At 66.8% G+C, this 24,505-nt stretch carries 24 protein-coding genes; 10 read left to right on the top strand and 14 right to left on the bottom strand.

Translation table 11 applies throughout. The annotated features are described in order from the left end of the window. Positions 1-37: 37 nt before the first annotated feature. The 7 genes from rpsP to leuB all read left to right on the top strand — a co-directional run bounded on the left by rpsP (position 38) and on the right by leuB (position 5,550). Positions 38-409, top strand: coding sequence for a 30S ribosomal protein S16 (rpsP, locus tag A6A04_RS12855; protein ID WP_068493491.1), 372 nt, complete (start codon positions 38-40; stop codon positions 407-409). Between the two features lie 6 nt (positions 410-415). Further along, positions 416-1,036 carry a ribosome maturation factor RimM gene (gene rimM, locus A6A04_RS12850; RefSeq protein ID WP_082914897.1) on the top strand — a complete coding sequence of 207 codons (621 nt, stop codon included), beginning with the start codon at positions 416-418 and terminating at the stop codon, positions 1,034-1,036. Next, positions 1,029-1,763 carry a tRNA (guanosine(37)-N1)-methyltransferase TrmD gene (gene trmD / locus A6A04_RS12845; protein ID WP_068493489.1) on the top strand — a complete coding sequence of 245 codons (735 nt, stop codon included), beginning with the start codon at positions 1,029-1,031 and terminating at the stop codon, positions 1,761-1,763. The genes rimM and trmD overlap by 8 nt, the downstream gene beginning before the upstream one ends. Positions 1,764-1,769: 6 nt before the next feature. After that, complete coding sequence (gene rplS / locus A6A04_RS12840; RefSeq protein ID WP_216636112.1) at positions 1,770-2,210, top strand: 50S ribosomal protein L19; 441 nt, start codon at positions 1,770-1,772, stop codon at positions 2,208-2,210. A 180-nt stretch (positions 2,211-2,390) separates the two neighbouring features. Next, positions 2,391-3,794 carry a 3-isopropylmalate dehydratase large subunit gene (gene leuC, locus A6A04_RS12835; protein ID WP_068493487.1) on the top strand — a complete coding sequence of 468 codons (1,404 nt, stop codon included), beginning with the start codon at positions 2,391-2,393 and terminating at the stop codon, positions 3,792-3,794. 12 nt (positions 3,795-3,806) lie between these two features. Continuing rightward, complete coding sequence (gene leuD / locus A6A04_RS12830) at positions 3,807-4,412, top strand: 3-isopropylmalate dehydratase small subunit (RefSeq protein ID WP_068493485.1); 606 nt, start codon at positions 3,807-3,809, stop codon at positions 4,410-4,412. A gap of 31 nt (positions 4,413-4,443) precedes the next feature. Next, positions 4,444-5,550 (top strand): 3-isopropylmalate dehydrogenase, encoded by a 1,107-nt coding sequence (leuB, locus tag A6A04_RS12825; RefSeq protein WP_068493483.1) that lies wholly within the window; start codon positions 4,444-4,446, stop codon positions 5,548-5,550. Between the two features lie 70 nt (positions 5,551-5,620). Here the strand turns inward: leuB and A6A04_RS12820 are convergent, their stop codons facing one another. Both A6A04_RS12820 and A6A04_RS12815 read right to left on the bottom strand, forming a co-directional pair. Further along, positions 5,621-6,046 carry a hypothetical protein gene (locus tag A6A04_RS12820; RefSeq protein WP_156612594.1) on the bottom strand — a complete coding sequence of 142 codons (426 nt, stop codon included), beginning with the start codon at positions 6,044-6,046 and terminating at the stop codon, positions 5,621-5,623. Between the two features lie 8 nt (positions 6,047-6,054). Continuing rightward, positions 6,055-6,735 (bottom strand): EI24 domain-containing protein, encoded by a 681-nt coding sequence (locus A6A04_RS12815; RefSeq protein ID WP_068493479.1) that lies wholly within the window; start codon positions 6,733-6,735, stop codon positions 6,055-6,057. Between the two features lie 202 nt (positions 6,736-6,937). Here A6A04_RS12815 and A6A04_RS12810 point away from each other — a divergent pair, with 202 nt between their 5' ends. Together A6A04_RS12810 and typA are read left to right on the top strand one after the other, a co-directional pair. Next, entirely contained in the window at positions 6,938-7,951 is a 1,014-nt protein-coding gene (locus A6A04_RS12810) for an adenosine kinase (RefSeq protein ID WP_068493477.1), read from the top strand. Positions 7,952-7,955: 4 nt separating this feature from the next. After that, positions 7,956-9,776, top strand: a complete 1,821-nt coding sequence (gene typA, locus A6A04_RS12805; RefSeq protein ID WP_068493475.1) for a translational GTPase TypA — start codon at positions 7,956-7,958, stop codon at positions 9,774-9,776. An 80-nt stretch (positions 9,777-9,856) separates the two neighbouring features. Here typA and A6A04_RS22930 read toward each other — a convergent pair whose 3' ends face one another. The 12 genes from A6A04_RS22930 to trpS all read right to left on the bottom strand — a co-directional run bounded on the left by A6A04_RS22930 (position 9,857) and on the right by trpS (position 23,456). After that, positions 9,857-10,471: a hypothetical protein gene (locus A6A04_RS22930; RefSeq protein ID WP_068493473.1), complete on the bottom strand. Its 615-nt coding sequence runs from the start codon at positions 10,469-10,471 to the stop codon at positions 9,857-9,859. Between the two features lie 143 nt (positions 10,472-10,614). After that, positions 10,615-11,703 carry an S-methyl-5-thioribose-1-phosphate isomerase gene (gene mtnA / locus A6A04_RS12795; RefSeq protein WP_068493471.1) on the bottom strand — a complete coding sequence of 363 codons (1,089 nt, stop codon included), beginning with the start codon at positions 11,701-11,703 and terminating at the stop codon, positions 10,615-10,617. Next, on the bottom strand, positions 11,700-12,635 hold the full coding sequence (locus tag A6A04_RS12790) for a glycosyltransferase family 2 protein (RefSeq protein WP_068493469.1): 936 nt from the start codon (positions 12,633-12,635) through the stop codon (positions 11,700-11,702). Before A6A04_RS12790 ends, mtnA begins: the two co-directional genes overlap by 4 nt. A gap of 60 nt (positions 12,636-12,695) precedes the next feature. Further along, entirely contained in the window at positions 12,696-15,722 is a 3,027-nt protein-coding gene (locus A6A04_RS12785; protein ID WP_068493467.1) for a CHAT domain-containing tetratricopeptide repeat protein, read from the bottom strand. Positions 15,723-15,724: 2 nt separating this feature from the next. Further along, positions 15,725-17,242, bottom strand: coding sequence for an Lcl C-terminal domain-containing protein (locus A6A04_RS12780; protein ID WP_068493464.1), 1,518 nt, complete (start codon positions 17,240-17,242; stop codon positions 15,725-15,727). Positions 17,243-17,305: 63 nt separating this feature from the next. After that, a complete protein-coding gene (locus A6A04_RS12775; protein ID WP_245651194.1) occupies positions 17,306-18,166 on the bottom strand; it encodes a glucosaminidase domain-containing protein in 861 nt (286 codons plus the stop codon). A gap of 235 nt (positions 18,167-18,401) precedes the next feature. After that, positions 18,402-18,950 carry a NifU family protein gene (locus A6A04_RS12770; RefSeq protein ID WP_068493462.1) on the bottom strand — a complete coding sequence of 183 codons (549 nt, stop codon included), beginning with the start codon at positions 18,948-18,950 and terminating at the stop codon, positions 18,402-18,404. Positions 18,951-19,192: 242 nt separating this feature from the next. After that, on the bottom strand, positions 19,193-19,660 hold the full coding sequence (locus A6A04_RS12765; protein ID WP_068493460.1) for a universal stress protein: 468 nt from the start codon (positions 19,658-19,660) through the stop codon (positions 19,193-19,195). A gap of 12 nt (positions 19,661-19,672) precedes the next feature. Further along, positions 19,673-20,434 carry a TIGR02186 family protein gene (locus tag A6A04_RS12760; protein ID WP_068493458.1) on the bottom strand — a complete coding sequence of 254 codons (762 nt, stop codon included), beginning with the start codon at positions 20,432-20,434 and terminating at the stop codon, positions 19,673-19,675. Continuing rightward, a complete protein-coding gene (locus A6A04_RS12755) occupies positions 20,434-21,369 on the bottom strand; it encodes a sulfite exporter TauE/SafE family protein (RefSeq protein ID WP_068493457.1) in 936 nt (311 codons plus the stop codon). Before A6A04_RS12755 ends, A6A04_RS12760 begins: the two co-directional genes overlap by 1 nt. A 96-nt stretch (positions 21,370-21,465) precedes the next feature. Beyond that, positions 21,466-22,461 (bottom strand): DUF2333 family protein, encoded by a 996-nt coding sequence (locus A6A04_RS12750; protein WP_245651193.1) that lies wholly within the window; start codon positions 22,459-22,461, stop codon positions 21,466-21,468. Continuing rightward, the gene (trpS, locus tag A6A04_RS12745) at positions 22,458-23,456 is read right to left on the bottom strand and encodes a tryptophan--tRNA ligase (RefSeq protein ID WP_068493455.1); all 999 of its coding nucleotides are present in this window, start codon (positions 23,454-23,456) and stop codon (positions 22,458-22,460) included. Before trpS ends, A6A04_RS12750 begins: the two co-directional genes overlap by 4 nt. A gap of 116 nt (positions 23,457-23,572) precedes the next feature. Between trpS and A6A04_RS12740 the strand changes: the two genes are divergently transcribed. Next, entirely contained in the window at positions 23,573-24,496 is a 924-nt protein-coding gene (locus tag A6A04_RS12740) for an adenylate/guanylate cyclase domain-containing protein (protein WP_068493453.1), read from the top strand. Positions 24,497-24,505: the final 9 nt, after the last annotated feature.

The following is a 24,505-nucleotide window of genomic DNA, read 5'->3' as shown; positions in this document are numbered from 1 at the left end:
CGTCCTGGGAAATTTTCTCTAAGAGGAAGACTGAAGAATGGCTCTGAAGATTCGTCTCTCCCGCGGTGGCGCCAAGAAGCGCCCCTTCTACAAGATCGTGGTGGCCGATGCCCGCAGCCCGCGCGACGGCCGCTTCATCGAGAAGGTCGGCACCTACAATCCCATGGTCACCGTGGAATCCGGCCTGCGCTGGACCCTGGACGAGGAGCGGGTAAAGCATTGGCTGTCCGTCGGCGCCCAGCCCACCGATCGCCTGGTGCGCTTCTTCGCCGATAAGGGCCTGGTGGCCAAGGCCGCCAAGCCCGAGCAGACCAAGAAGCCGCAGCCCAAGGCCAAGGCCCAGCAGCGCGCCAAGGACGAGGCCGATCGTGCCGCCGCCGCGGCCGCCGAAACCGCCAGCGCCGAGTAACATCCCATGTCGGACCGGGTGTGCGTCGGCGTCGTCGTTGGCGTGCATGGGGTCCGGGGCGCGGTCAAGGTCAAGAGCTTCACCGAGGAGCCGAAGGATATCGGCTACTACTCCCCGGTGGAGGACGAGACCGGAAGCCGGAAGTTCCGCTTGAAGGTGACGGGCGAGGCCAAGGGTTCGGTCATCGCCACGCTGGAGGGGATTTCCGACCGCGACGCCGCCGAGGCGCTGAAGGGCACCCGTTTCTGGGTCGCCCGCGAGCGCCTGCCCAAGTCGACGGAGGACGAGTTCCTCTATTCCGACCTGATCGGCCTGGCGGTGGAGGATGAAGGCGGCGAAAGACTGGGCACCGTCGCGGCGGTGCATGATTTCGGCGCCGGGGACGTGCTGGACATCGCGCTGGCGCCGAAGGGCAACCTGATGGTGCCCTTCACCAAGGCGCAGGTGCCGGTGGTGGATGTGGCGGGCGCAAGGCTGGTGGTGATCCCGCCGGTCTATGCCGCCGACGAGGACGAGCGAGGCAAAGCCGAGCGCGCGAGCGTTGAGCGAGCCGGAGCGCAGCGGAGGGAAGCCAAGCGAACGGAGTTCGCGCCGGCGCCTGAGGCTGATGGTGAAAAGGATGGTTGAAGCGGTGGAAGAGACGGTTAGGCAGCCCTGGCGGGCCACCCTGCTGTCCATCTTCCCCGAGATGTTTCCGGGGCCGTTGGGCCTGTCGCTGGCAGGCCGGGCGTTGGAAGAGGGACTTTGGTCCATCGACGCGGTGGACATCCGGGGCTTCGCACCCGGCAGACACCGCAACGTGGACGATTCCCCCTTCGGCGGAGGGGCCGGAATGGTGATGCGTCCCGATGTGCTGGACGCCGCCATCCGGGGAACTCCGGCACCGGGGCCGTTGGTGTATATGACGCCGCGCGGGCGGATGCTGGACCAGTCCCTGGTGCGGCAACTGGCCGAGGGACCGGGCGTCAGAGTGTTGTGCGGGCGGTTCGAGGGCGTCGACCAGCGGGTGCTGGAAGCCCACGAGGCGCTGGAGATCAGCGTGGGCGATTTCGTCCTGTCGGGCGGAGAACCGGCGGCGCTGGTGATGTTGGACGCCATCGTGCGGCTGCTGCCGGGAGTGATCGGCAAGCAGGAATCGCTGGCGGAAGAGAGCTTCGAGTGGGGATTGCTGGAATATCCCCACTATACCCGCCCCCAGGTCTGGGACGGGCGGGAGGTGCCGGACGTGTTGCTGTCCGGTCACCACGAGAAGATCAACGCCTGGCGCAAGCGTCAGGCAGAGGACGTAACCCGGCGGCGCCGGCCCGATCTGTGGGATCGGTACCAAGCCGCCAAGACAGGAAACGAGGGTTGAGCCATGGTGAACATCATTGAGCAGCTCGAAAAGGAGCAGATCGAGAAGCTGACCGCCGAGCGCGGCGTCCCCAGCTTCGCTCCGGGCGATACGGTGAAGGTCAATGTGAAGGTGATCGAAGGCAATCGCGAACGCGTGCAGGCCTATGAAGGCGTCTGCATCGCCCGCAAGAATGACGGCCTGAATTCGTCCTTCGTGGTGCGCAAGATCAGCTACGGCGAGGGCGTGGAGCGTATCTTCCCGCTGTATTCGCCCAACATCGCCTCCATCGACGTGGTCCGCCGCGGCGATGTGCGTCGCGCCAAGCTGTACTATCTGCGTGACCGTCGCGGCAAGTCCGCCCGTATCGCCGAGCAGACCACCGGCCATTCCGGCAAGGTCTCCGCCGCCGAGCGTGCCGACGCCGCCGCCGCCAAGGCCGCCAAGGTCGAAGGCGCCAAGGAATAGGGCGACCCTAGCCGCCCTCGCTTTCTTCCCCCCTCCCCCGGCCTCGCCGGGGGAGGGATGGGGAGGGGGCATTCGTCGCATGGCTGACTACCCGTAATCCCCGGCGCAGGCCGGGGCCCCCACCCCGACCCTCCCCCGGCGAGGCCGGGGCAGGGGGTCGAGGCTGTTGAGGAAAGACACATGGCCAAGCCCCGCACGTTGTTCGACAAGATCTGGGACGCGCATCTGGTGGATGTGCAGGATGACGGAACCTGCCTGATCTATATCGACCGCCACATGGTCCACGAGGTCACCAGCCCGCAGGCCTTCGAGGGGCTGGAAATGGCCGGGCGCAAGGTCCGCCATCCCGAGCTGACCCTGGCGGTGGCCGACCACAACGTGCCCACCACCGACCGCTCCAAGGGCATCGAGAACGAGGAAAGCCGCATCCAGGTGGAAACCCTGGAAGCCAATGCCCGGAAGTTCGGCGTCGAGTACTTCGCCATGGACGACATCCGCCAGGGCGTGGTCCACATCATCGGGCCGGAACAGGGCTTCACCCTGCCGGGCACCACCATCGTCTGCGGCGATTCCCACACCGCCACCCATGGCGCCTTCGGCGCGCTGGCCTTCGGCATCGGCACCTCGGAGGTCGAGCATGTGCTGGCCACCCAGACCCTGGTGCAAAAGCCCGCCAAGAACATGCGCATCACCGTCAAGGGCAAGGCCCCCGTGGGCATCACCGCCAAGGACATCGTGCTGGCCATCATCGGCAAGATCGGCACGGCGGGCGGCACCGGCTATGTGGTGGAATTCGCGGGCGAGGCCATCCGCGATCTGTCCATGGAAGGCCGCATGACGGTCTGCAACATGACCATCGAGGCGGGCGCGCGCGCCGGTCTGGTGGCCCCGGACGAGAAGACCTTCGCCTATATCGCGGGCAAGCCGCGTGCTCCCAAGGGCGCCGCCTATGAGGCCGCCGTCTCCTATTGGAAGACCCTGTTCACCGACGAGGGCGCCCATTTCGACGCCGAGATCGAGCTGGACATCACCCATCTGGAGCCGCAGATCACCTGGGGCACCAGCCCGGAAGATGTGATCTCGATCACAGGCACCGTGCCCAACCCCGACGATATCAAGGACGAGGCCAAGAAGAAGGCGGTGCAGCGCTCGCTGGACTATATGGGTCTGACCGCGGGCATGAAGGCCACCGACATCGCCGTCGACGTGGTGTTCATCGGCTCGTGCACCAATGGCCGCATCGAGGACTTCCGCGCCGCCGCCGAGATCTTCAAGGGCCGCAAGGTCGCTCCCACGGTGCAGGCGCTGATCGTTCCCGGCTCGGGCCTGGTCAAGGAGCAGGCCGAGGCGGAAGGGTTGGACAAGGTGTTCATCGAGGCTGGCGCCGAATGGCGCGAGCCCGGCTGTTCCATGTGCCTGGCCATGAACGCCGACCAGTTGAAGCCCGGCCAGCGCTCGGCCTCGACCTCGAACCGCAATTTCGAGGGCCGTCAGGGCCGGGGCGGCCGCACCCATCTGGTCAGCCCGGCCATGGCCGCCGCCGCCGCCATCACCGGCAAGCTCACCGACGTTCGCTCGCTGTAAGGGGAAACGGACATGGACAAGTTCACCACGCTGACCGGCGTCGCGGCGCCCCTGCCCATGATCAATGTCGACACCGACATGATCATCCCCAAGCAGTTCCTGAAGACCATCAAGCGCACCGGCCTGGGCAAGAATCTGTTCGACGAGATGCGCTATACCCCCGAAGGCGCCGAGGTCCCCGACTTCGTGCTGAACAAGCCCGCCTACCGCTCGGCCAAGATCCTGGTGGCGGGCGCCAATTTCGGCTGCGGCAGCTCGCGCGAGCATGCGCCCTGGGCCATCGGTGATTTCGGCATCCGCTGCGTCATCGCGCCGAGCTTCGCCGACATCTTCTTCAACAACTGCTTCAAGAACGGCATCCTGCCCATCGTGCTGCCCCAGGAACAGGTGGACAAGCTGCTGGACGACGCCTCGCGCGGCGCCAACGCCATCGTCACCGTCGATCTGGAAAAGCAGGTCATCACCGGCCCCGATGGCGGGTCCATCAGCTTCGAGGTCGACCCTTTCCGCAAGCATTGCCTGCTGAACGGGTTGGACGATATCGGCCTGACCCTGCAGCGCGAAGACAAGATTTCCAAGTTCGAGAACACCCGCAAGCAGTCGACCCCTTGGCTGTAAGCCGCGACCGACATTGATTTGGGAGAATAGCATGGCCGCCAAGAAGCTCTTGATCCTGCCCGGCGACGGCATCGGCGTCGAAGTCATGGCCCAGGTCCGCCGCATCATCGACTGGATGGCGAAGAAGCGGAAGATCGAGTTCGACATCTCCGAGGGCCTGCTGGGCGGCGCCGCCTATGACGTGCACGGCACCCCCTACCCCGCCGAGACCCTGGAAAAGGCCCTGGCCGCCGACGCGGTCCTGCTGGGCGCCGTGGGCGGGCCGAAGTGGGACGACCTGCCCTTCGACAAGAAGCCCGAGCGCGGCCTGCTGGGCATCCGCAAGGATATGGGCCTGTTCGCCAATCTGCGCCCCGCCACCGTGCTGGACGCCCTGGCCGATGCCTCGACCCTGAAGCACGACGTGGTCGCTGGCCTGGACATCATGATCCTGCGCGAGCTGACCGGCGGCCTGTATTTCGGCGAGCCGCGCGGCATCGAAACCCTTCCCGACGGAACCCGCAAGGGCTTCAACACCCTGGTCTATACCACACCGGAGATCGTCCGCATCGGCCGCGTCGCCTTCGAGCTGGCCCGCAAGCGCAATAAGCGCGTCTGTTCGGTGGACAAGGCCAATGTGCTGGAATGCACCGTGCTGTGGCGCGAAGAGATGATCAAGCTGCAGAAGGAAGAGTTCCCCGATGTGGAGCTCTCCCACATGTATGTGGACAACGCCGCCATGCAGCTGGTGCGCAATCCCAAGCAGTTCGACGTCATCGTCACCGAGAACATGTTCGGCGACATCCTGTCCGATTGCGCCGCCATGCTGACCGGCTCGCTCGGCATGCTGCCCTCGGCCAGCCTTGGCGCCGCCGACGCGCAAGGCCGCCGCAAGGCGCTCTACGAGCCGGTGCACGGCTCCGCCCCCGACATCGCGGGCAAGGACATGGCCAATCCGCTGGCCACCATCATGTCCTTCGCCATGTGCCTGCGCTATTCCTTCGACATGGCCACCGAGGCCGACATGATCGAGGCCGCGGTGAAGGCGGTGTTGAAGGGCGGCCTGCGCACCGCCGACATCATGCAGCCGGGCAAGGCCAAGGTGTCCACCACCGTCATGGGCGAGACCGTGGTCCGCGAACTGGACAAGATGGTCTGAGTTTTCGGTTCCATACCGAAACGATCAAGGCGGGCCCTCGGGTCCGCCTTTTTCATATCCGCCAACCGTCTCAGCTGGTGGGCAGGCCGTCCTTGCGATCCAGCACCTCGTCCAGGCAGCCCTTGTCGGTGATGCCGCCGCCTTGCGGCGCCCGCACCGCGTAATGGGTCACCACCACCCCGCCTTTCTCCTCGTAGAGGAACAGGTCCAGGGTGCAGACCTTGACCCGGTATTGCCAGATTTCCGCCGGAGGGTCCTTGCGGCGGAAGCTGGGTTTGCCCAGGGAATCCTCCACCTGGGCCAGGGTCATGCCCCGCAGATTATCCGGCCCCGGACGCCCTCCCTTGAAGCGGGGCAGGGCGGCGGTCTCGGTGGCACCGTCCTCGGGCACGCTCCAGCGGCTCACCGCCGGACCACCGGTGGACTGGTTGGCGCCCTGGCAGGCGGCCAGGGCCAAGGCGGACAGCAGGACGAGGGGGCGGAGCATGGTCTTCATGGCCGCCATCATAGCCCGCCCGGCCCCCGCCGCAAACCCTGGACCATGTGGACCATGAAGGCGGTCGCCACCACCGGCGCCGTCAGGTTGAGCAAGGGAATCTGGAACAGTAGATTGATCAGAGCCCCTGAAAGCCAGAGCTTGCCCAGATTGTTTCGGAACAGCAACTTTGCCTGATCCGCCTCCAGGCGGCGGCAGGCCACCAGTTCGAAATATTCGCGGCCCAGCAGATAGCCGTTGACGGCATAGTTCAGGATCAGCCCCAGGCCGAAGAACAGCAGCGCCACATAGAACGGCGCCGCCACCAGGGTCACCGTCACCATCACCAGCAGGAAGCGGGCCGAGGCCAGCAGCACCTGGGTCCAGGGCAGCTCGACGGCGGGGCCGAGATGGGGATAGTGATGGCCTTCCACCACGTCGCAGACCTGATCGAGCCAGAAGCTCATGACGAAGGTGGCCAGCGCCGAGAAGAACAGGATGGGCACCACCAGCGAAGCCAGGATCACGGCGGTGTCGGCGCCGGTATCGGCCCAGCTGTTCTCGAACAGTTGCACCCGGCCAGCCACCGCCGACGCGATGGCCGCCAGTCCGATCCAGCAGGCCAGCGCCACCGCCACCCCGATCTTGAGGATGCGTTTCAGGCGCGGATCGCCCAGTTGGCCGAACGCCTTGATCAATGCGGAAATCACCGACTGGCCTCCAAACCCGTGGAATCCCTGCGATTCAAGCACGCCCAGCGATTTCGGCCAAGCCCGATGCAGGCATTTTTGTTGTTTTGAGCGGCCGCGACAGTATACTGCGCCGCAAAATTCCTCCCTCGGCCGCGACTGCGCGCCCCGGAGGCTGCCCGATCCGGTTTCGGGCTCGACCCGCGAAAGGCTGTACCGAATTATGGCTGACCACAGCATCCACGTCGCCGGTATCGGCAACGCGATCGTCGATGTGCTTGTCCATGCCGACGACCTGCTGTTGCATAAGCTGGGGCTGACAAAGGGCGTCATGACCCTGATCGACGCCGACCAGGCCGAGACCATCTATGCCCAGCTGCCCCCCGGCATCGAATGCTCCGGCGGCTCGGCCGCCAATACCATCGTCGGCATCGCCGCGCTGGGCGGCCATGCCGCCTATCTGGGCAAGGTCAAGGGCGACCAGCTCGGCCAGGTATTCCGCCACGACATCCGCAATGCCGGCGTCCGCTTCGATACCAAGCCCGCCGAGACCGGCCCGTCCACCGCGCGCTGCTTCGTGCTGGTGACTCCCGATGCCCAGCGCACCATGCTGACCTATCTCGGCGCCTGCGTCGATTTCGGCCCCGAGGACCTGGACGACGCCCTGATCGCCTCGGCGGCGGTGACCTATCTCGAAGGCTATCTCTACGATCCGCCCCAGGCCAAGCAGGCCTTCCTGCAGGCCTCCACCTGCGCCCATCAGGCGGGCAAGCTGGTGTCGCTGTCGCTGTCGGACCCGTTCTGCGTCGATCGCCACCGCGATGCCTTCCTGGACCTGGTGTCGGGCCATGTGGACATCCTGTTCGCCAACGAGGCCGAACTGTGCTCGCTCTACCAGACCGAGTCCTTCGACGACGCCCTCCGCGCCGTGCGCGGCCATTGCACGGTGGCCGCCGTCACCCGCGGCGCGCTGGGCTCGGTGGTGATCACCGAGGACGACACCCATGTGGTGGGCGCCGATACGGTCGCGGCGGTGGTGGACACCACCGGCGCCGGTGACCTCTATGCCGCCGGATTCCTGTTCGGCTTCACCCAGGGCCGCGACCTGCCGACCTGTGCCCTGCTCGGCGGCATCGCCGCCGGCGAGATCATTTCCCATTTCGGGGCGCGCCCCGAGCATTCGCTCAAGGACTTGGCCCGTGCCAAGCTGGGCCCCTCCATTCTCGAGACTGTCTAGACCCATGCAACTGCGTAACATCGCCATCATCGCCCACGTCGACCACGGCAAGACCACCCTGGTGGACGCCATGCTGCGGCAATCGGGAACCTTCCGCGAAAACCAGCAGGTGGCTGAGCGCGTGATGGATTCCAACGACCTGGAAAAGGAACGCGGCATCACCATCCTGGCCAAGGCCACCTCGGTGGAATGGAAGGGGGTGCGCATCAACATCGTCGACACCCCCGGCCACGCCGATTTCGGCGGCGAGGTGGAGCGCATCCTGTCCATGGTCGACGGCGTGGTGGTGCTGGTGGACGCGGCCGAGGGGCCGATGCCCCAGACCAAGTTCGTCACCGGCAAGGCGCTCGGCCTCGGCCTGCGCCCCATCGTGGTCATCAACAAGGTGGATCGCGGCGACGCCCGCCCCCACGAAGTGCATGACGAATGCTTCGACCTGTTCGCGGCGCTGGACGCCAATGACGACCAGCTCGACTTCCCCACCATGTTCGCGGTGGGCCGCGACGGCTGGGCCGACGACTCGCTGGAAGGCCCGCGCAAGGACCTGTCGGCGCTGTTCGACCTGATCGTCGCCCATGTGCCGCCGCCCACCCGCGACCTGGACGCGCCGTTCTCCATGCTGGCCACCACCCTGGAAGCCGATCCCTATCTCGGCCGTGTGCTGACCGGCCGCATCTATTCCGGCACCGCCCGTCTCAACGCCCAGGTCAAGGGCCTGTCCCATGACGGTCAGGTGCTGGAAACCTTCCGCATGGCCAAGATCCTGGCCTTCCGCGGTATCGAGCGGGTGCCGGTGGAGTTTGCCGAGGCCGGCGACATCGTCGCCATCTCCGGCATGACCAAGCCCACCGTGGCCGACACCATCTGTGCCCCGGAAGTCACCGAGCCGCTGAAGGCCAATCCCATCGATCCGCCCACCCTGTCCATGACCTTCTCGGTCAATGACAGCCCGCTGGCGGGCCTCGAGGGCGACAAGGTCACGTCCCGCATGATCATGGCCCGCCTCGCCCGCGAATGCGAAAGCAACGTCGCCATCCATGTGCGCGAGACCGCCGGCAAGGACGCCTTCGAGGTTTCCGGCCGTGGCGAATTGCAGCTGGGCGTTCTGATCGAGCAGATGCGCCGCGAGGGCTTCGAACTGTCCATCTCGCGCCCCCGCGTGCTGTTCCAGACCGACGAGGACGGCAAGCGCCTGGAGCCCATCGAGGAAGTCTTCATCGACGTCGATGACGAATATTCCGGCGCGGTGGTGGAAAAGATGAGCCTGCGCAAGGCCGAGCTCACCGGCATGCGCCCCTCGGGCGGCGGCAAGACCCGCATCACCTTCCTGGCCCCCGCCCGTGGCCTGATCGGCTATCACGGCGAATTCCTCACCGATACCCGTGGCACCGGCCTGATGAACCGCATGTTCCATGGCTATGCCCCCTATAAGGGCGCCATCGAGGGCCGCCGCAACGGCGTGCTGATCTCCAACGGCCAGGGCGACGCGGTGACCTATGCCCTGTGGAATCTGGAAGATCGCGGCGCCATGTTCATCACCGGCGGCGTCAAGATCTATGAAGGCATGATCATCGGCGAGCACAATCGCCCCAACGACCTCGAGGTCAACGCGCTGAAGGGCAAGCAGCTCACCAATATCCGCGCCGCCGGCAAGGACGAGGCGGTGAAGCTGACCCCGCCGCGCAAGATGAGCCTGGAACAGGCCATCGCCTATATCGAGGACGACGAACTGGTGGAAGTGACGCCCAAGTCCATCCGCTTGCGCAAGCGCCTGCTCGACCCCAACGAGCGCAAGAAGGCCGACCGCGCCGCCAAGAACGACTAGGACAGGTTTTGGGGGCGCGGCCCCCAAACCCCGCGAATTTGGGCGCCTCCGTGTCGTGCGGCGGCGCCCTTTTCATGCCGTCAGGAAACCGCGCGGCAGGTGGCGGCGGCGCGCTGGATCATGTCCGGGTCGGGTTGGCCGCGATGGCGGAAGGACGCCACCGTCTGCCCGTCCATGCGATACAGGCGATCGCGGCCGGTTCGCATGGCTCGGTCGATCCGATCTGGCGGCATGCCGCTCAGTTCCAGCACCGAGGACATCTCCGCCGAGGTCTCGGCCAGGATGACCCGCGCCAGGGCCGACGGGTCCGGGCGCGACAGCCAGGGACCATGCAGCCCGACCTGGCCGTCGATGGTGCGTCGCGGCGCGCCCAGCACCGCCACCCCCGCCGCCGATTCCGCCACCGCCCCCTTGGGCACCACCGCCTCTAGACCGGCCCAGCCGAACAAGCGACCGATAAAGGCCCCGGCCCAGGCATTGCCGCCGGGGGAATCGATGCGGGCCTGACGGATTTTCGGATGAGCCGCCAGCACCCGGGCGGCGATGCAGTGATCCCATTCCTGGATCGTGCCGCGCAGCAGCAGGGTCCGGCCATCCGCCGTCACGGTGATCTGGGCCGCCCGTGCCACTGGCATGCACAGCCAGCCCGCCAGGACGGTCAGACTCAGGGCAGTGACGATGGGGCGTAGCGACATTTAGCATACCTCTCCAGTGAGAGGTATGCATAAGGTATTGGCCAATCAAGCCCCGACCGGGAAAATCCGAGAAAGGGGATAGGGTTTGGGGGCCTCGCCCCCAAGCAAGGGTGCGGGCAAGGCCCGCTCGCGCAGCGATCCTTTTACCCCCGTTCGGGAAACAGCCCCCGCAGCCCCTTATACGACGCGGCGCAGACGCCGCGTTCGGTGATCAGGCCGGTGACCAGGCGGGCGGGGGTGACGTCGAAGCCGTAATTGACGGCGGGCGAGCCATCGGGGGTCACCTGGACCTCTGTCACCTTGCCGTCTGCATCCTTGCCGAAAATATGGGTCTGTTCGCGAGCGGAACGTTCCTCGATGGGGATTTCCTTGACCCCGTCGGCCACGGTCCAGTCGATGGTCGGGCTGGGCAGGCCCACATAGAACGGCACATTGTTGTCCTTGGCGGCCAGGGCCTTGAGATAGGTGCCGATCTTGTTGCAGACATCGCCGTTCCTGGTGGTGCGGTCGGTGCCGACGATGCACAGATCCACCATGCCGTGCTGCATGAGATGGCCGCCGGTATTGTCGGCGATCACCGTATGGGGCACGCCGTGCCAGTTCAGCTCGCGGGCGGTCAGGGAGGCGCCCTGGTTGCGCGGCCGGGTCTCGTCCACCCAGACATGCAGGGGAATCCCGGCATCGAAGGCCTTGTAGACCGGCGCCAGGGCGGTGCCCCAATCCACCGTGGCCAGCCAACCGGCATTGCAATGGGTCAGCACGTTGATGGTGCGCTGCTTGGCCTGGTGCTGCGCCTTGATCAGGGCGGCGCCGTGCTCGCCGAGGGCGGCGTTCTGGGCGGAATCCTCGTCGCAGATGGCGGCGGCGCGGCCATAGGCGGCGGCGACGCGGGCGGTTTCGGGCAGGGGCAGCAGCACCGCCAGCATCTCGTCCAGCGCCCATTTCAGGTTGATGGCGGTGGGCCTGGTGGCGTGCAGCAGCTGATAGGCGCGCTTGAGCCCGGCATCCGTCGCGTCTTCCCGCGCCGCCAGCGCCATGCCATAGGCGGCGGTGGCCCCGATCAGCGGCGCCCCCCTCACCCACATGTCCTTGATGGCCAAAGCCGCGTCCGCCATGCTTCGCAACGTGATCGTAACGAATTCGTGGGGCAGGCGGGTCTGATCGATGATCTCGACGCCGATGCCGTCCTTGGCCAGCCAGATGGTGCGAAAGGCGGTGCCGTTGATCTTCATGGGGCGGGTTTCTCCGGTTGGCGGACCCGGCCGGTGCGCAGATAGGGCTCCAGGGTGGCCTGGAACAGCCCCCGTGTGACCGGGATCATGGGAAGGTACGAGGCGGCATAGGCCCAGAAGGCGGGGTCGAGGCCGGTCTTGCGGCCCTGGACCCGGCGGGCGTATTTCCAGCCCCGGCTGGCGCATTTCTGCAGGGCGAGGCGTTTGACGGCGGCGGGCAGATGAGGATTGTCCAGCACCAGCCACATCAGCGCGGCATTGTTGTCGTGGTCGATCTGCGGGCTGTTGTTGCACAGCGCCCCGGCCTCGCTGGGCGGCGAGAACACCACCAGCGCCTCGGTCAGCAGATGGGGGGTGCCCAGTGCCAGCAGGCGGCGGATATAGCTCTGGTCCTGGATGAACAGGCGCTCGTCGCAGCCGCCCGCCGCCAGGAAGGCGTCGCGCTCCACCAGCACCTCGGAACAGCCCGACAGGGAATGGTCGATGGCCTCGGACAGGGCATCGCCGGGCAGGGTGCGAAACACCACCGGCTCGGTGCGGCGGAAGGTCTCGGGGGTGGCGGTCCAGCCCACCGGCTCCTTGCGCCCGATCACCAGCCGGGCGCCCTGGGCGAAGCCGTCCAGCAGCACCGATGTGGCGTCCTCGGTCAGGATGTCGTCGCCATCGCAGAACTTGACCAGGGGAAAGCGGGCTTCGCGCACCCCCAGATTGAGGGCACGGGCGGGACCGCCGTTTGGCTTGCGCAGCACCCGCATGCGCGGCTCCTGCTCCGCCAGGCTTTGCAGGAACTCGAAGGATCCATCGGTGGAGCTGTCATCGACAAAGATGAATTCGCGCTCGAACTCACCCGCCTGGCGCCACTGGGCGCGGGCGCAGGCCTCGATCTCGCTGATCTTGTTATAGACGGTGGTAACGTAGGAAACGGCGGTCATCGACTTCCCCGGATGGGCGCGGCCGGTACCATAGCCGGAAGATGTTGGGTGGAAAACCCCTCAACCGCCGTCACCCACCAGGGAATAGGGCGCCCAGAAGGTGGGATGGGCATAGGTGAAGCTTCCCGTGCCCGGCCCGTCCATCAGCCCCAGCATGGCGCGACGCAGCGCCTGGGCCCGGCTCAGGGCGGGGTCCTCGGCCTGACGGCGGAACAGATCGGTGGTCAGCAGCCGGGCCGAAACCGTCTCCACCGGCCAGTTGGTCACCAGCAGGGCACGGGTCCCGGCATAGAAGAAGGCGCGGCCCAGCCCCGACACCGCTTCCGAACCCGATCCGTCCCCGGCGGCGGTGTTGCAGGCCGACAGCACCACCCAGTCGGCATCCAGCTTCAGGCCCATGATGGCTTCCATGGTCAGCAGGCCGGACGAGCCGTCGCCGGTGACGGCGGGGGACGACAGAGCCAGGGCGGGCTGGTCCAGACCGGCCAGGTCACCGGGAATCAGGCCATGGGTGGCGAACATCACCACCCGCCATCGGGCGAGGTCAAGCTGGCGTACCATGCCGACCGAGGCCCGCGCCTGCAGGAACAGGTCCTGCTCGGGATCGGCACCCAGGACCTGGGCGATGCCTTTCACCTCGTCGGCGGTATCGCGCAGACGGGGCAACTGGCCCAGTTCGGCGGTGAAGTCGGCCCTGGAGGCGACAACGCTGCGGCGGCCGACGCCACGGCCGGTCAGGGCGGCGGAGATGAGGTCCTGGCCGCTCACCTGCTGCTTGTTGAACAGGGGATCGCCAAAGGCGACGAAGGCCCGGCGTGGCGTCTGGCGCGGCGGTGTCGAACGCAGCAGCCCCAGCGCCCCGGACGAGGGCAGTTGCGCCACCGCCACCTTGCGGGCCAGCCACGGGACCTCGCGATACTTGGCGAACAGGGGGGCGGGCGGTGATGCCGATTTGGCGGCGGGCGGCTTCGGCAGGGCGGTGGGAAGTACCGCCAGGGGAATCTGTCCCAGCGGCCCATGGGGGATGGTGAACAGAATCTCGGCTCCGGCCCAGGCGGGTTCGATGGGGGCGATGGCGGCGGCGTAAAGCTCGGCGGCGGTCTTGACGTCGAAATCGGGGAACTCGTCCACCTCGGCCACCGTCATGTCGAGGCCGTCGCGCAGCTTGCGGATTCGTGCCTCCAGGTCCAGCCGCCCGATGGGGCTGACGCTCATGGCGGCCGGGCCGGTGCCCGACACCGCCCAGGCATACAGCCGGTCCTCGGCGCTGTAGAAGCTCAGCAAGGCCTCGCCGCCGCGCAAGGAGGGACGGACCTCCTCCAGCGACAGGGGCTTGGGGTTGAGCAGGCGGGCATAATCGGGGAACTGCTCGCCGATCCGGGCCATGATCATGGCCCGCTCGCTTTTCAGATCGCCGATGCGGGATTTCAGGGCGTCGATGGCGGCGGCGGTCTGATCCTCGGCGCGGGCGCTGATGGCATTGGCCAGCAGACTGGTCAGGGCGGCGGCCTGTTTCTCGGTGTCCTGGACCTGACGCACCAGAGCGGCGATGGCCGGGTTGGCGGCGGCGGCGCGGGTGGCCGAGGCAGCCAGGGCACGTTGTACGCTGCGGCCGCGAGCGGCCTCGGCGACGCGAAAGCTTTCGGCGATCGCGTCCGGCGTGGCCGTGATCCGTCCCGTGGGCTTGCCGACCAGGTTTTCCATATAGGCTTCCAGGATCAGGCGAAGTTTCTGGTCGCGGGCCAGATTGCCGGTCTCCTGGTCCTCGTCGTTGATCTGGGCCAGCAGCACCGGCAGGGCGGCGGTGAATTCCGTCCTGGCCTCGTCGTGTCGACCCAGTGCCTGCAGGGCAATGCCCAGCAGTCCGCGCGCCTGGGCCAAGGCGTAGTCCTGCGCGTCCAGCTTGACCGTCAGAATCTCGACATGACGCTGGAGCAGGGGCAGGGCCTCGGCCGCCTTGCCGGTTTTCACCATGGCCAGGGTGATGTTGGGGTTGCGCCGCATGATGCCGTCGACCAGATCGGGCTGGTCGGCGTAGACTTGGCGCGCCAGCTCGAACTGCTCGCGGGCCTCGGCCCAGCGGTAGTCCAGCGCCAGGATGTCGGCCAGGACCAGACGGCCGCCGCCATTGCCGGCCATGCCCTGGGCCTGGATCAGCTCCATGCCCTTGCGGACCAGGGTTTCGCCTTCCTTGATGCGGCCCTGCTCGGCGATGATCCGCCCCAGACCCTGCAAGGCGGTGCCTGTGCGTTGCGAGGTGGGACCGACGGTCTTCTGGTACACGGACAGGGCGGTGCGGGCCTCGGTCTCGGCATCGGCCAGACGACCCTGGGCCCGCAGGTTCTCGGCCAACAACTGATACCGGTTGCCGAGAACATAGCTGTTGCGGGCCTTGGGCGCGTCCTCGAACCCCTTGATGATCTGGCGGCTCAGGGTTTCGACCTCGCCCAGGCGACCCTGGGCATGGGCCAGTGCCATCTCGCAGCGCAGGCTATTGGTGCGCCGCCACAGCGAAACATTCGGATTGGTATCGGCCTTGGATGCCTGGATCTTCTGGGCGATGCCCTGGCATTCCTTGAGCAAGGCGGTGGTGGCCGCCACATCGCCCAGCTTGGCGTGCTGTTCGGCCATCAGGGCCAGGTTGCGCAACTGCGAGCCCGGGCCGGTCTCCAGCCGGGAGGCCTCGGCCAGGGCGGCAATGGCGCGCGAGACATGCCCCAGGTTGAGATAGGCCTGGCCCAGCATGAACAGCGCTTCGGCGCGGTCCTGGCTGCCCAGCAGGCCCGATGCCCGCTTCAGGTCATCCACGGCCTGGGACTGCCGCCCCAGCTCGATGGCCGCCAGCCCACGCTGGTAGAGCGCCTCACCCAGCGCTTCCCTGTCGTCCTCGGACGGCAAGGGAGCCGCCAGTCGTTCCTGGTTGCGGGCCCGCCGTTCCGGGCTGTTCAGCAAGGACTCGTCCAGCAGCCTCTCGGCCGAGGCCTCGGTGACCCTGCGCTGCATGGGGGCGGGGTCCTGCTGCGCCAGGACGGTGGCGGGCCAAAGCATCACGGCGGCCAAGGCCAAGGCGAGGGCGACTCGGGTCACCCTCATCCCCGGACGCAACGGGCGAAATTATAGATCCGCAATACGTCTCCCTGTGGTCCCGCCCCCTTGGGCAGGCGGGATTCATCACCGCTTTTCGGGCTGCTGCGCTGGGCGCCCGCGCCATGGACATCCAGCAGGGTCATGGCGGCGGTGCCGGAGGCGAAACCGCCCATCCCGGGTGGCCCGCCCCCCCTGCCCTCGCCCCCGAAGCGACCGCCACCAGGCGGAGGTCCCATGCCGGGAGGAGGCCCCATGCCAGGGGGGCCACCCATGCCCTGAGGACCACCCATGCCCTGAGGACCACCCATGCCCTGAGGACCGCCCATGCCAGGGGGGCCACCCATGCCCTGAGGACCACCCATGCCCTGAGGACCGCCCATGCCCTGAGGACCGCCCATGCCTTGGGGGCCGCCCATGCCTTGGGGACCACCGGCCCGCACATGTCCGCCCGCCCGGCCAAAGGCGACATAGACCGCGAAATCACCCATCACCCGTCCATCGAGATGGGTGGTCGAGGACCAGGCATAGGGCCAGTCCCGCTTGCCATCGTCATCGGTAATGGCGGTGATGGCGAAAACCGGGTCAAGCGCCGCCGATCCGGTGACGTCGGGGGCCCGGGAATAATCGAGGATGGAGTGGAGCTCCTTGGCGTCGGGCAGCCGCCAGTCGGAATGCCCGGCAAGGCTCAGGCCGTCGCAGAAGGCCAAGGCCTCCCGCCAGTCGAGGCGGCCGTCGCCAAAGCGGACGGCGACCAGCCGGGGGCGGAAGGCGGGATCGCCGCTGTCGGCCTTGCTCCATGTCAGGCCGGTAGCGCGGTCGAGCACGGTGCCATCGCCGTTGTCGACGAAGTCGTTGCGGCCATAGGCGGGATTGCCGCGCACATAGCGGGCATACCACAGCCGACGGCCGGGGCCGCCGTCCTGGGGATAGGCCTTGATGCGGCCATCGGCGAAATTGACCCCGAAGAAGGCGCGGTCGCGGCCCATGGTGGTGCCGAGATAGGGGGTGCGTGAAACATATTGGGCGTCGATGAAGCGGCCCTGGGCGGGATATTCGAAGGCGAAGGCGCGGGTATCGAGATAGGGGCGGGCATCGGCGGGCGCCCCGGTGGTCTCGGGCCGGGCCGAGCCGGTGGAGCCGTCGAAATTGATCAGGGAATAGAGTTCCTTGACCGAGGGAACCCGCCAGTCGGAAAAGCCGCCCACCCGGCTGGCGGCGGCATCGGCCGGTGCATCGGCGAAGCCGACCCGGCGGAACTCCTTCTGCCAGACCAGCCCGGTGGTCAGGTCGGTGACTGTGCCGTCGCCATTGTCGCGGTAGCGGGCGGGATTGCCGCCATATTGGGCATCCTGGCCATGGAAGGCATCCCCCTCGCGGGCCGGGCAGGCCATGGCGCCGTGGTCGTCATAGCAGCGGCTTTGGCCGGTATCGACCACCGTGTAGGGACGGGACGGCTCCGCCCCGGCGGAGACTGAAATCAGCGGCAGGACCAGCAGGGACACAATGACGCGGCGATCCATGGACACCTCCCATCGGGATCGGGGTCCATGGATGCTACGCCGTGGTTGTCGTCAAGAAAAGCGTCAGCTGGCCGCGGCCAGGCGGGTGGGCAAGGAGCGGCCCAGCCGGGCGCGGTCGAACCGGCCGAGGTCGTTACGCCGCATCAGCGCCCGGATGGTGCTGACATAGGCGTCGCCCCGTTCCGAATAGCTGTGCAGGGCGGCGGCCAGGGCCGGGCCATCGGGCGCCATGCCGCGAGCCCGCGCCGTCGCCCGCGCCTTGCGCAGGTCCTCATAGGCGCGGTGGGTATTCAGGTTATGGACATAGGCCCGCACCGCTTCGTAGAGCGAGGTGAAGTTGCGCATGCCGGTGCCGTCGCGCGACACCTCGACGGTATGGCCGAACAGATTCTGGCTGCGGCGCACCAGGGCCGAGGTGCCCCAGCCGGATTCCTCGGCCGATTGGGCCAGGGCCAGCGACGGCGGCACCACGTCGACCCGGGTCAGCAGCTTCTTCAGATTGCCGTCCTCGACCTCGTAGCGCCGTGCCAGGGCGTCAAGCCAGCGCGCTTCCGACGCGGACAGGGCCTGTCCGGCCGACTTGCGGGCGGCAAGCTCCAGCAGGCGGGCGCGGTCATTGGCGATTTCCTCGTCCGCCGCCAGAACCAGCGGCAGCATGACCCGCAGGAACACCGCCTTCTTGGTGTCGGTGTCGGGAAGATCGTCCAGGTCGTCGGGGACCTGAGTCAGGAACAGCGGCGGCACGTCGGCGCCACCCTCGCCCACATGGTCGAGATGGTAGCCCAAGCGCCGGAACGCCTGGTCAAGCCGGGCGGCGCTGGAAATGTCTTCGCGGGAAAGAGTGGCGGTTTCCGCCACGGGGGAGACCTCGCGCTCGGCCATCAGGACCGGGGGACGCGAGCCCTGGAGAACCAGGGTGAACAAGCCGCCGACGGCGCCGATAACGGCCGTCAGGCAAAGGGCTATGAAAAGTCGGGATCCGATCGACCCGTGCGCCATTCGGCTCACCTCCACGATGTTGCAGTGCAATATTAAGCTGTACCGTAACGGCTTGTTTGCGAAAATGCAACCCTATGAAGGTTCGGGGTATGGAACGCAACAAAAACACCCTCCGGGACCAGTCCCGGAGGGTGCAAATATCGCCTTTGGTTCCAAATATTTAGTCGACGGCCTGTACCGCCATCACCTCGGGCACATAGTACTTCAGCATGTTCTCGATGCCATGCTTCAAGGTGGCGCTGGAACTGGGGCAACCGGAACAGGCACCCTGCAAATGCAGATAGACGATACCATCCTCGAAGCTGCGGAAGATGATGTCGCCGCCGTCCTGGGCCACGGCCGGACGCACGCGGGTTTCCAGCAGCTCCTTGATCTGCATGACGATGCCGTCGTCGTCACCGGAGGCATCGGCATCGGCACCATCGTCGTTGAGGACCGGCTGGCCCGAGGAGAAATGCTCCATGATGGCGGCCAGGATCTGCGGCTTGACCACCTGCCAATCGGCGGAATCGACCTTGGCCACGGTGATGAAGTCGGTTCCCAGGAACACGCTGGATACACCGTCCACCGCGAACAGACGGGTGGCGAGCGGAGAGCGGGCGGCCCGCGAGGCTTCGGCGAAGTCAGCGGTGCCATGGGTCATCACCACGGTTCCGGGCAGGAACTTCAAGGTGGCGGGGTTGGGCGTGGGTTCGGTCTGGATGAACATGATGGTCCTTTTCGTCGCGGCGCTCACTGACGTCTACAAATGGCGATCCCCGTCCGTCGAGTCAAGGATGACACCAAGGGACGCGCCGCCAGACGCCCGAGGGACATGAATAACGGAGCGCAGCGACTGGGCCATTGCGGCCCCGCTCGTCCGTGCGAGCGAAAGCCAAGGGCGCGGGACGCGCCCGCCCGGCCCCTAGGTCCGGGCGGCGCATGCGCCGCAGGACGCCTGAGGGACATATATCAAGTAATCTGATCGATCTGCGCGTCGGTCAGGCTGCCGGGCACGATGGTGATGGGCACACGAAGCTTTCCCACATATTTGCCGGTGAGCGCCGAGACCAGCGGACCCGGGCCCTTGGAGCCGGTATCGGCGCCCAGCACCAGCACCGAGATGGCGGGTTCCTCGCTGATCACCGCGATCAGCTCCTCGCGCGGGTCGCCTTCACGCACATAGAGCACCGGCAGATGGCCGGACAGGGCGTTGACGTCCCCCGCCAGCCGATTGAGCAGCTCCTCGGCGGCCTGGCGGGCCTCGGCCCGCATCAGATTGCCGATGGAGGCGAAATGCTGGTACTCGGCGGGCTCGATCACCCGGAGCAGCGCCACCTGCCCGCTCGAGGCCTTGGCCCGGCGGCAGGCGAAACGCAACGCCGCCTTCATTTCGGGGGAGTCGTCGACCACCACCAGGAATGTCCGACCGGAAGGCATGATCCGTCCTCCTTATCCCTTTTTGAAGGCCACGGCGGCCAACCAGCCGGCCAGGGCCGCCAGGGCGATGGCGATGAGGCCATAGGCCGCCGCCTGCTGATGGGCGAAGTCGAAAACGTCGGCGCCGATGCCGATCTTGCTCACCACCAGCGGCGTGGTCTGGGCGCTGACCACCTGGCCCGCCACCAATAGATAGACCTCCACCATGTAGGTTCCCACCGGCACATTGGCGGGAAAATGCATGTCGGTGCGGAACAGACGCTGGCTGAGCATGCCGATCTGATGGACCTTGTCGCCGAACAGTCCCTGCTTCTGCTTCAGGCGGATCAGGGCCTTGCGGTATTCCGCCGGGTCCATCTCGCCGTCCTTGACCCGGATGTCCAGGTCGAGATGCTCCAGCCCGATCTGATGGCGGTCCAGGATCACCTCGGGGGCGATCTCCTCCAGCGGCCGAGTCGCCGCCACCCAGTAGAACGAGGGCGCGCCGTCCAGCTTGCCGGTTCCGGAATTGACCCAGATGCCGGTGTTGCGCGCCTTGCGCCGCAGGGTCTCGGCGCGGTTGGGGCCACGCACCACCACCACCACGTCGCCGCCGCCCTTGCCATCCACATCCTCGATGGCGCCGAACAGCAGCACATCGGTCCCGGCGAAACCGGTGGTGATGGCGACCAGATGGTTGGACAGGTCCGCCACCAATGGCTCGGCGGCGCGGGCGGGCGGCGACCAGGACAGTGCGGCGCACAGGGCGAGAAGAAGGGCGAGGCGGAAGCGCATCAATGCTTCCCCCCCGCGCCCATGACGAACAGCTCGCCCGGAGTGCTGACCATGTCCACCAGCAGCTTCAGGCAGACCCCCAGCACGATCAGCGCCAGCAGCGAGCGCAGTTGCTCGCCCTTGAGCTTGGCGCCGAAGCGGGCGCCGATCTGGGCGCCGATCACACCCCCCAGCAACAGCAGCAGCGCCAGCACCACGTCGACGGTGTGGTTCATGGTGGATTGGAGGAAGGTGGCGTTTGCCGTCACGAAGATGATCTGGAACAGCGAGGTTCCCACCACCACGGCGGTGGGCATGCCCAGCAGATAGATCATGGCCGGAACCATGATGAAGCCGCCGCCCACACCCATGATGGCGGCCAGGATACCGACGAAGAGGCCGATCAGGGCGGGGGTCACCGCGCTGATATAGAGCTTGGAGCGGCGGAAGCGCATCTTGAAGGGCAGGCGGTGCAGCCAGCTGTGCTGGTGCAGCTTGCGCCGCGGCGCGGTGGTCCCGGCATTGGCGTGCTTGCGGGTGGCGCGCAGCGACTGGAGGCTTTCCACCAGCATCAGCCCGCCGACGATACCGAGGAACACCACGTAGCACAGCGAGATCACCAGGTCGATCTGCCCCAGGCCACGCAGCCAGCGGAACAGATAGACGCCGAGCGTCGAGCCGACGAAGCCGCCCGCCGTCAGGATCAGCCCCATCTTGATGTCCACATTGCCGCGCCGCCAATGGGCCAGCACGCCGGATACCGACGAGGCGACGATCTGGTTGGCCTCGGTCCCCACCGCCACGGCGGGCGGGACGCCCAGGAATATGAGAAGCGGCGTCATCAGGAAGCCGCCACCCACTCCGAACAGGCCGGACATGAAGCCGACTCCGCCGCCCAGTCCCAGGATGACGAAGACGTTGACCGACATTTCGGCTATGGGAAGGTAAATCTGCATGCCTTCCGTTCCCCCCTGGCCCGCCGCGCTCTGTTGTGGCGCGTTTCGGGCACAATCGGTTTTCGCTCCAAACCGGGATGTAAGGCAACAGGAATTTTATGGTTTTCTAATATTTAGTCCGGCCAGCAATTCCGCCGCCTGCATCCTGGCCCGCAGGGTCAGGTAGCCCTGGGCCGTCAGATGATTGGGCAAAAGGCTGGAATCGGGCTGGCCGCTCCACACCATCCAGGGCCGCAACCGGGCGGCGACGGCGATCTGCTCCACCATGCGGGTCCAGGCCTCGGCCTGGCGACGCTCCGCCAGCACCGCCTCGAAATCGCGGCCCAGTTCGCGCAGCACGATGGAATGGGCGTAAAGCCGCCCCTTGTTGCCGTAGAACACCTTGTTGACGCCGAAATCCAGCAGCGGCGACGGGTCCAGGGCCAGATGGTGGTCGATGGCAGCGGTGCAGTCGTCCAATTCGCGGATCACCGCTTCCAGCACCACCGCCAGGGACTCGGCGCGGCGTTCGAAACTGGCGGTGCCCGCCGCCAGATAGTCGTTGTAGCGGTCGAGCGAGCGCTGGGCGTTGCGATACTGCTTTTCCGCCGAGGCAGTGGGCAGCCAGGTGGTGCGGGTATCGAATTTCCACACCGTGCCGGGATATTTCAGCAGGCCGGCGGCATTATTGAGGTCGCTGTCGGGGCCGAGCGAGCCATAGCCGGGGCCGCGTTCGGCCACCATGGCGGCGCTGAGCTTGGCCAGGCCACCCACCAGTCCCAACTGGAAGGCCGGCATGTCGCGCAACCAGCCACCGGGCAGGAAGAAGGGATCGTTGGCCCGCCAGCGACTGCCTTCCAGCTCGCGGGTGATCAGGGCGGCCGAGACCGCCACCGCCCGCGAGCGGCCGCCATTGACGGCGGGCGAAGCGAAGTCGGGGTTATCGTCGATCTTGCTGATCACCAGCATGGCCACCGGAAAACCCAGCAGCACCACCGCCGCCAGCGCCCACAGCACGAAACGGCGCGAGGGATGGCGCAACGCCGCTCCCGCCAGCTTCAGCAGGCCCAGGGCGGCGAACCAGATGGTTTCGGTGATCTGCTTGGCGGTCACGGGTGATGGAATCCCACGATGTCGTAGACGTCCTTGATGATGGGCCGGGCGATGGAATCGGCCCGTTCGGCGCCCGAGCGCAGCACGGCGTCGATATGGCTGGTGTCTTCCATCAGCCGCTTCATCTCGGCATTGATGGGGCCCAGCACCGACACCGCCAGATCCACCAGCTCCTTCTTGAAGTCGGAGAACTGGCGACCGGCGAACTGGCTGATCACCTCGGCCTTCTCCCTGTCCGCCAGGGCGGCGTAGATGCCCAGAAGATTGGAGGCTTCCGGGCGGCCGTCAAGGCCCTCGGCGCTGGCGGGCAGCGGTTCCAGGTCGGTCTTGGCCTTGCGGATCTTCAGCGCGATGGCGTCGGCGTCATCGGTCATGTTGATGCGCGAATAGTCGGATTCGTCCGACTTGCTCATCTTCTTGGACCCGTCGCGCAAGGACATCACCCGGGCGGCGGCGCCGAAGATCAGCGGCTCGGGCAGCGGAAAGAACTCGACGCCGTAGTCGTTGTTGAACTTCTGGGCGGTGTCGCGGGCCAGTTCCAGATGCTGCTTCTGGTCCTCGCCCACCGGCACATGGGTGGCCTTGTAGGCCAGGATGTCGGCGCTCATCAGATTGGGATAGGCGAACAGCCCGACCGAGGCGTTCTCCTTGTGCTTGCCCGCCTTGTCCTTGAACTGGGTCATGCGGTTCAGCCAGCCCATGCGGGCGACGCAGTTGAAGATCCAGGCCAACTGGGCGTGGGCGGGCACCATGGACTGGTTGAAGACGATATGCTTGGACGCGTCCACCCCGGCGGCGATCATGCCGGCCGCCACCTCGCGGGTGTTCTTGACCAGTTCCTTGGGATCCTGCCACAGGGTGATGGCGTGCATGTCGACGATGCAGAAGATGCACTCGTACTCGGATTGCAGGCGCACCCAGTTGCGGATGGCACCGAGATAGTTGCCGAGATGGAGGTTTCCGGTCGGCTGGACGCCGGAAAAAATGCGCTGCATGGCTGATCGGGGCTCCGCGAGGATTTTGTCCGGCTCAGGTATACCCTGCGAGGGCAAAGCGTCAAGTCGCCAAACCCCTTGCCGTTCCGCCCGGCGCCCCCGACATTAGCAGGGTCATGATCGTCGATCCGCCCAAGCCCGTCTTCCGCCTGACCCGCTCTTGCGGCACCACCGTCTTGTTGGCGGCGGGTGAAAGCGTGCTGGAGACCTTTCGGGCCCACGGCATTCCCCATGCCTCGGTCTGCGGCGGCAAGGGGCGCTGCACCACCTGCCGGGTCCGGGTGCTGGATGGTGTCGAGTCGGTGGCGCCGCCCGAGCCCTTGGAGATCGAGGCGCTGTCACGCATCGGCGCCCCACCCGAGGTGCGGCTCGCCTGCCAGCTCCGCCCGGCTTGCGACCTGACGGTGATGCCGCTGCTGCCCGCCGACGCCACCGCCGAGGACGTGATCGGCGGGGGTGGATTGGACGGCCATGAGGCCCTGGTGACGGTGATGTTCATCGACCTGCGCGGTTCCACCGCCCTGGGGGAAAGCCGGTTGCCCTATGACGTGCTGTTCATCCTCAACCGCTTCTTCCTGGAGATGACCCGGGCGTTGGCGGCCAGCGGCGGCCACTATTCCAATTTCACCGGTGACGGCTTGATGGCGCTGTACGGCCAGGATGGACGCGATCCGGCCCAGGCGGCCCGCGACGCCCTGAACGGCGCCGGGCTGATGCTGGCGGGGCTGGAGCGGATCAACCGCGACCTCGCCACCGAACTGCCGCAGCCCTTGCGCATGGGCATCGGCATCCATGCGGGCGAGGCCATCGTCGGCTCCATGGGGCCGCCGGGGGCGCAGATCGTCAGCGCCATCGGCGATACCGTCAACACCGCCGCCCGGCTGGAAGGCCTGACCAAGGAGCTGGAATGCGCCGTGGTGGTGTCGCGGCGAGCCGCCCGACTGGCGGGGGTCAGCCTAGGGGACGATACCGTGCAGCTTGTATCGCTGAAGGGCCGGTCCGAGCCGGTAGAAGTGCACGCCCTCGACCGGCTCGGATAACGAAGGCCC

Origin of the sequence: Paramagnetospirillum marisnigri, from assembly GCF_001650715.1 — a bacterium.
Lineage (GTDB): Bacteria > Pseudomonadota > Alphaproteobacteria > Rhodospirillales > Magnetospirillaceae > Phaeospirillum > Phaeospirillum marisnigri.
The sequence above is the reverse complement of the archived record's forward strand: the minus strand, read 5'-3'. Positions and strand labels throughout refer to the sequence as shown.

Excerpts from the sequence above, each read along its gene's own strand:
- leuB (WP_068493483.1), top strand. The coding sequence starts at position 4,444 with ATGGCCGCCAAGAAGCTCTTGATCCTGCCCGGCGACGGCATCGGCGTC.
- A6A04_RS22930 (WP_068493473.1), bottom strand. The coding sequence starts at position 10,471 with ATGTCGCTACGCCCCATCGTCACTGCCCTGAGTCTGACCGTCCTGGCG.
- trmD (WP_068493489.1), top strand. The coding sequence starts at position 1,029 with ATGGTTGAAGCGGTGGAAGAGACGGTTAGGCAGCCCTGGCGGGCCACC.
- mtnA (WP_068493471.1), bottom strand. The coding sequence starts at position 11,703 with ATGAAGATCAACGGCACCGCCTTTCGCACCATCTGGCTGGCCAAGGAC.
- A6A04_RS12820 (WP_156612594.1), bottom strand. The coding sequence starts at position 6,046 with ATGAAGACCATGCTCCGCCCCCTCGTCCTGCTGTCCGCCTTGGCCCTG.
- A6A04_RS12810 (WP_068493477.1), top strand. The coding sequence starts at position 6,938 with ATGGCTGACCACAGCATCCACGTCGCCGGTATCGGCAACGCGATCGTC.
- trpS (WP_068493455.1), bottom strand. The coding sequence starts at position 23,456 with ATGCAGCGCATTTTTTCCGGCGTCCAGCCGACCGGAAACCTCCATCTC.
- leuD (WP_068493485.1), top strand. The coding sequence starts at position 3,807 with ATGGACAAGTTCACCACGCTGACCGGCGTCGCGGCGCCCCTGCCCATG.
- A6A04_RS12760 (WP_068493458.1), bottom strand. The coding sequence starts at position 20,434 with ATGCGCTTCCGCCTCGCCCTTCTTCTCGCCCTGTGCGCCGCACTGTCC.
- A6A04_RS12780 (WP_068493464.1), bottom strand. The coding sequence starts at position 17,242 with ATGGATCGCCGCGTCATTGTGTCCCTGCTGGTCCTGCCGCTGATTTCA.
- rimM (WP_082914897.1), top strand. The coding sequence starts at position 416 with ATGTCGGACCGGGTGTGCGTCGGCGTCGTCGTTGGCGTGCATGGGGTC.
- typA (WP_068493475.1), top strand. The coding sequence starts at position 7,956 with ATGCAACTGCGTAACATCGCCATCATCGCCCACGTCGACCACGGCAAG.
- A6A04_RS12740 (WP_068493453.1), top strand. The coding sequence starts at position 23,573 with ATGATCGTCGATCCGCCCAAGCCCGTCTTCCGCCTGACCCGCTCTTGC.
- leuC (WP_068493487.1), top strand. The coding sequence starts at position 2,391 with ATGGCCAAGCCCCGCACGTTGTTCGACAAGATCTGGGACGCGCATCTG.
- A6A04_RS12790 (WP_068493469.1), bottom strand. The coding sequence starts at position 12,635 with ATGACCGCCGTTTCCTACGTTACCACCGTCTATAACAAGATCAGCGAG.
- rpsP (WP_068493491.1), top strand. The coding sequence starts at position 38 with ATGGCTCTGAAGATTCGTCTCTCCCGCGGTGGCGCCAAGAAGCGCCCC.
- A6A04_RS12755 (WP_068493457.1), bottom strand. The coding sequence starts at position 21,369 with ATGCAGATTTACCTTCCCATAGCCGAAATGTCGGTCAACGTCTTCGTC.
- A6A04_RS12765 (WP_068493460.1), bottom strand. The coding sequence starts at position 19,660 with ATGCCTTCCGGTCGGACATTCCTGGTGGTGGTCGACGACTCCCCCGAA.
- A6A04_RS12770 (WP_068493462.1), bottom strand. The coding sequence starts at position 18,950 with ATGTTCATCCAGACCGAACCCACGCCCAACCCCGCCACCTTGAAGTTC.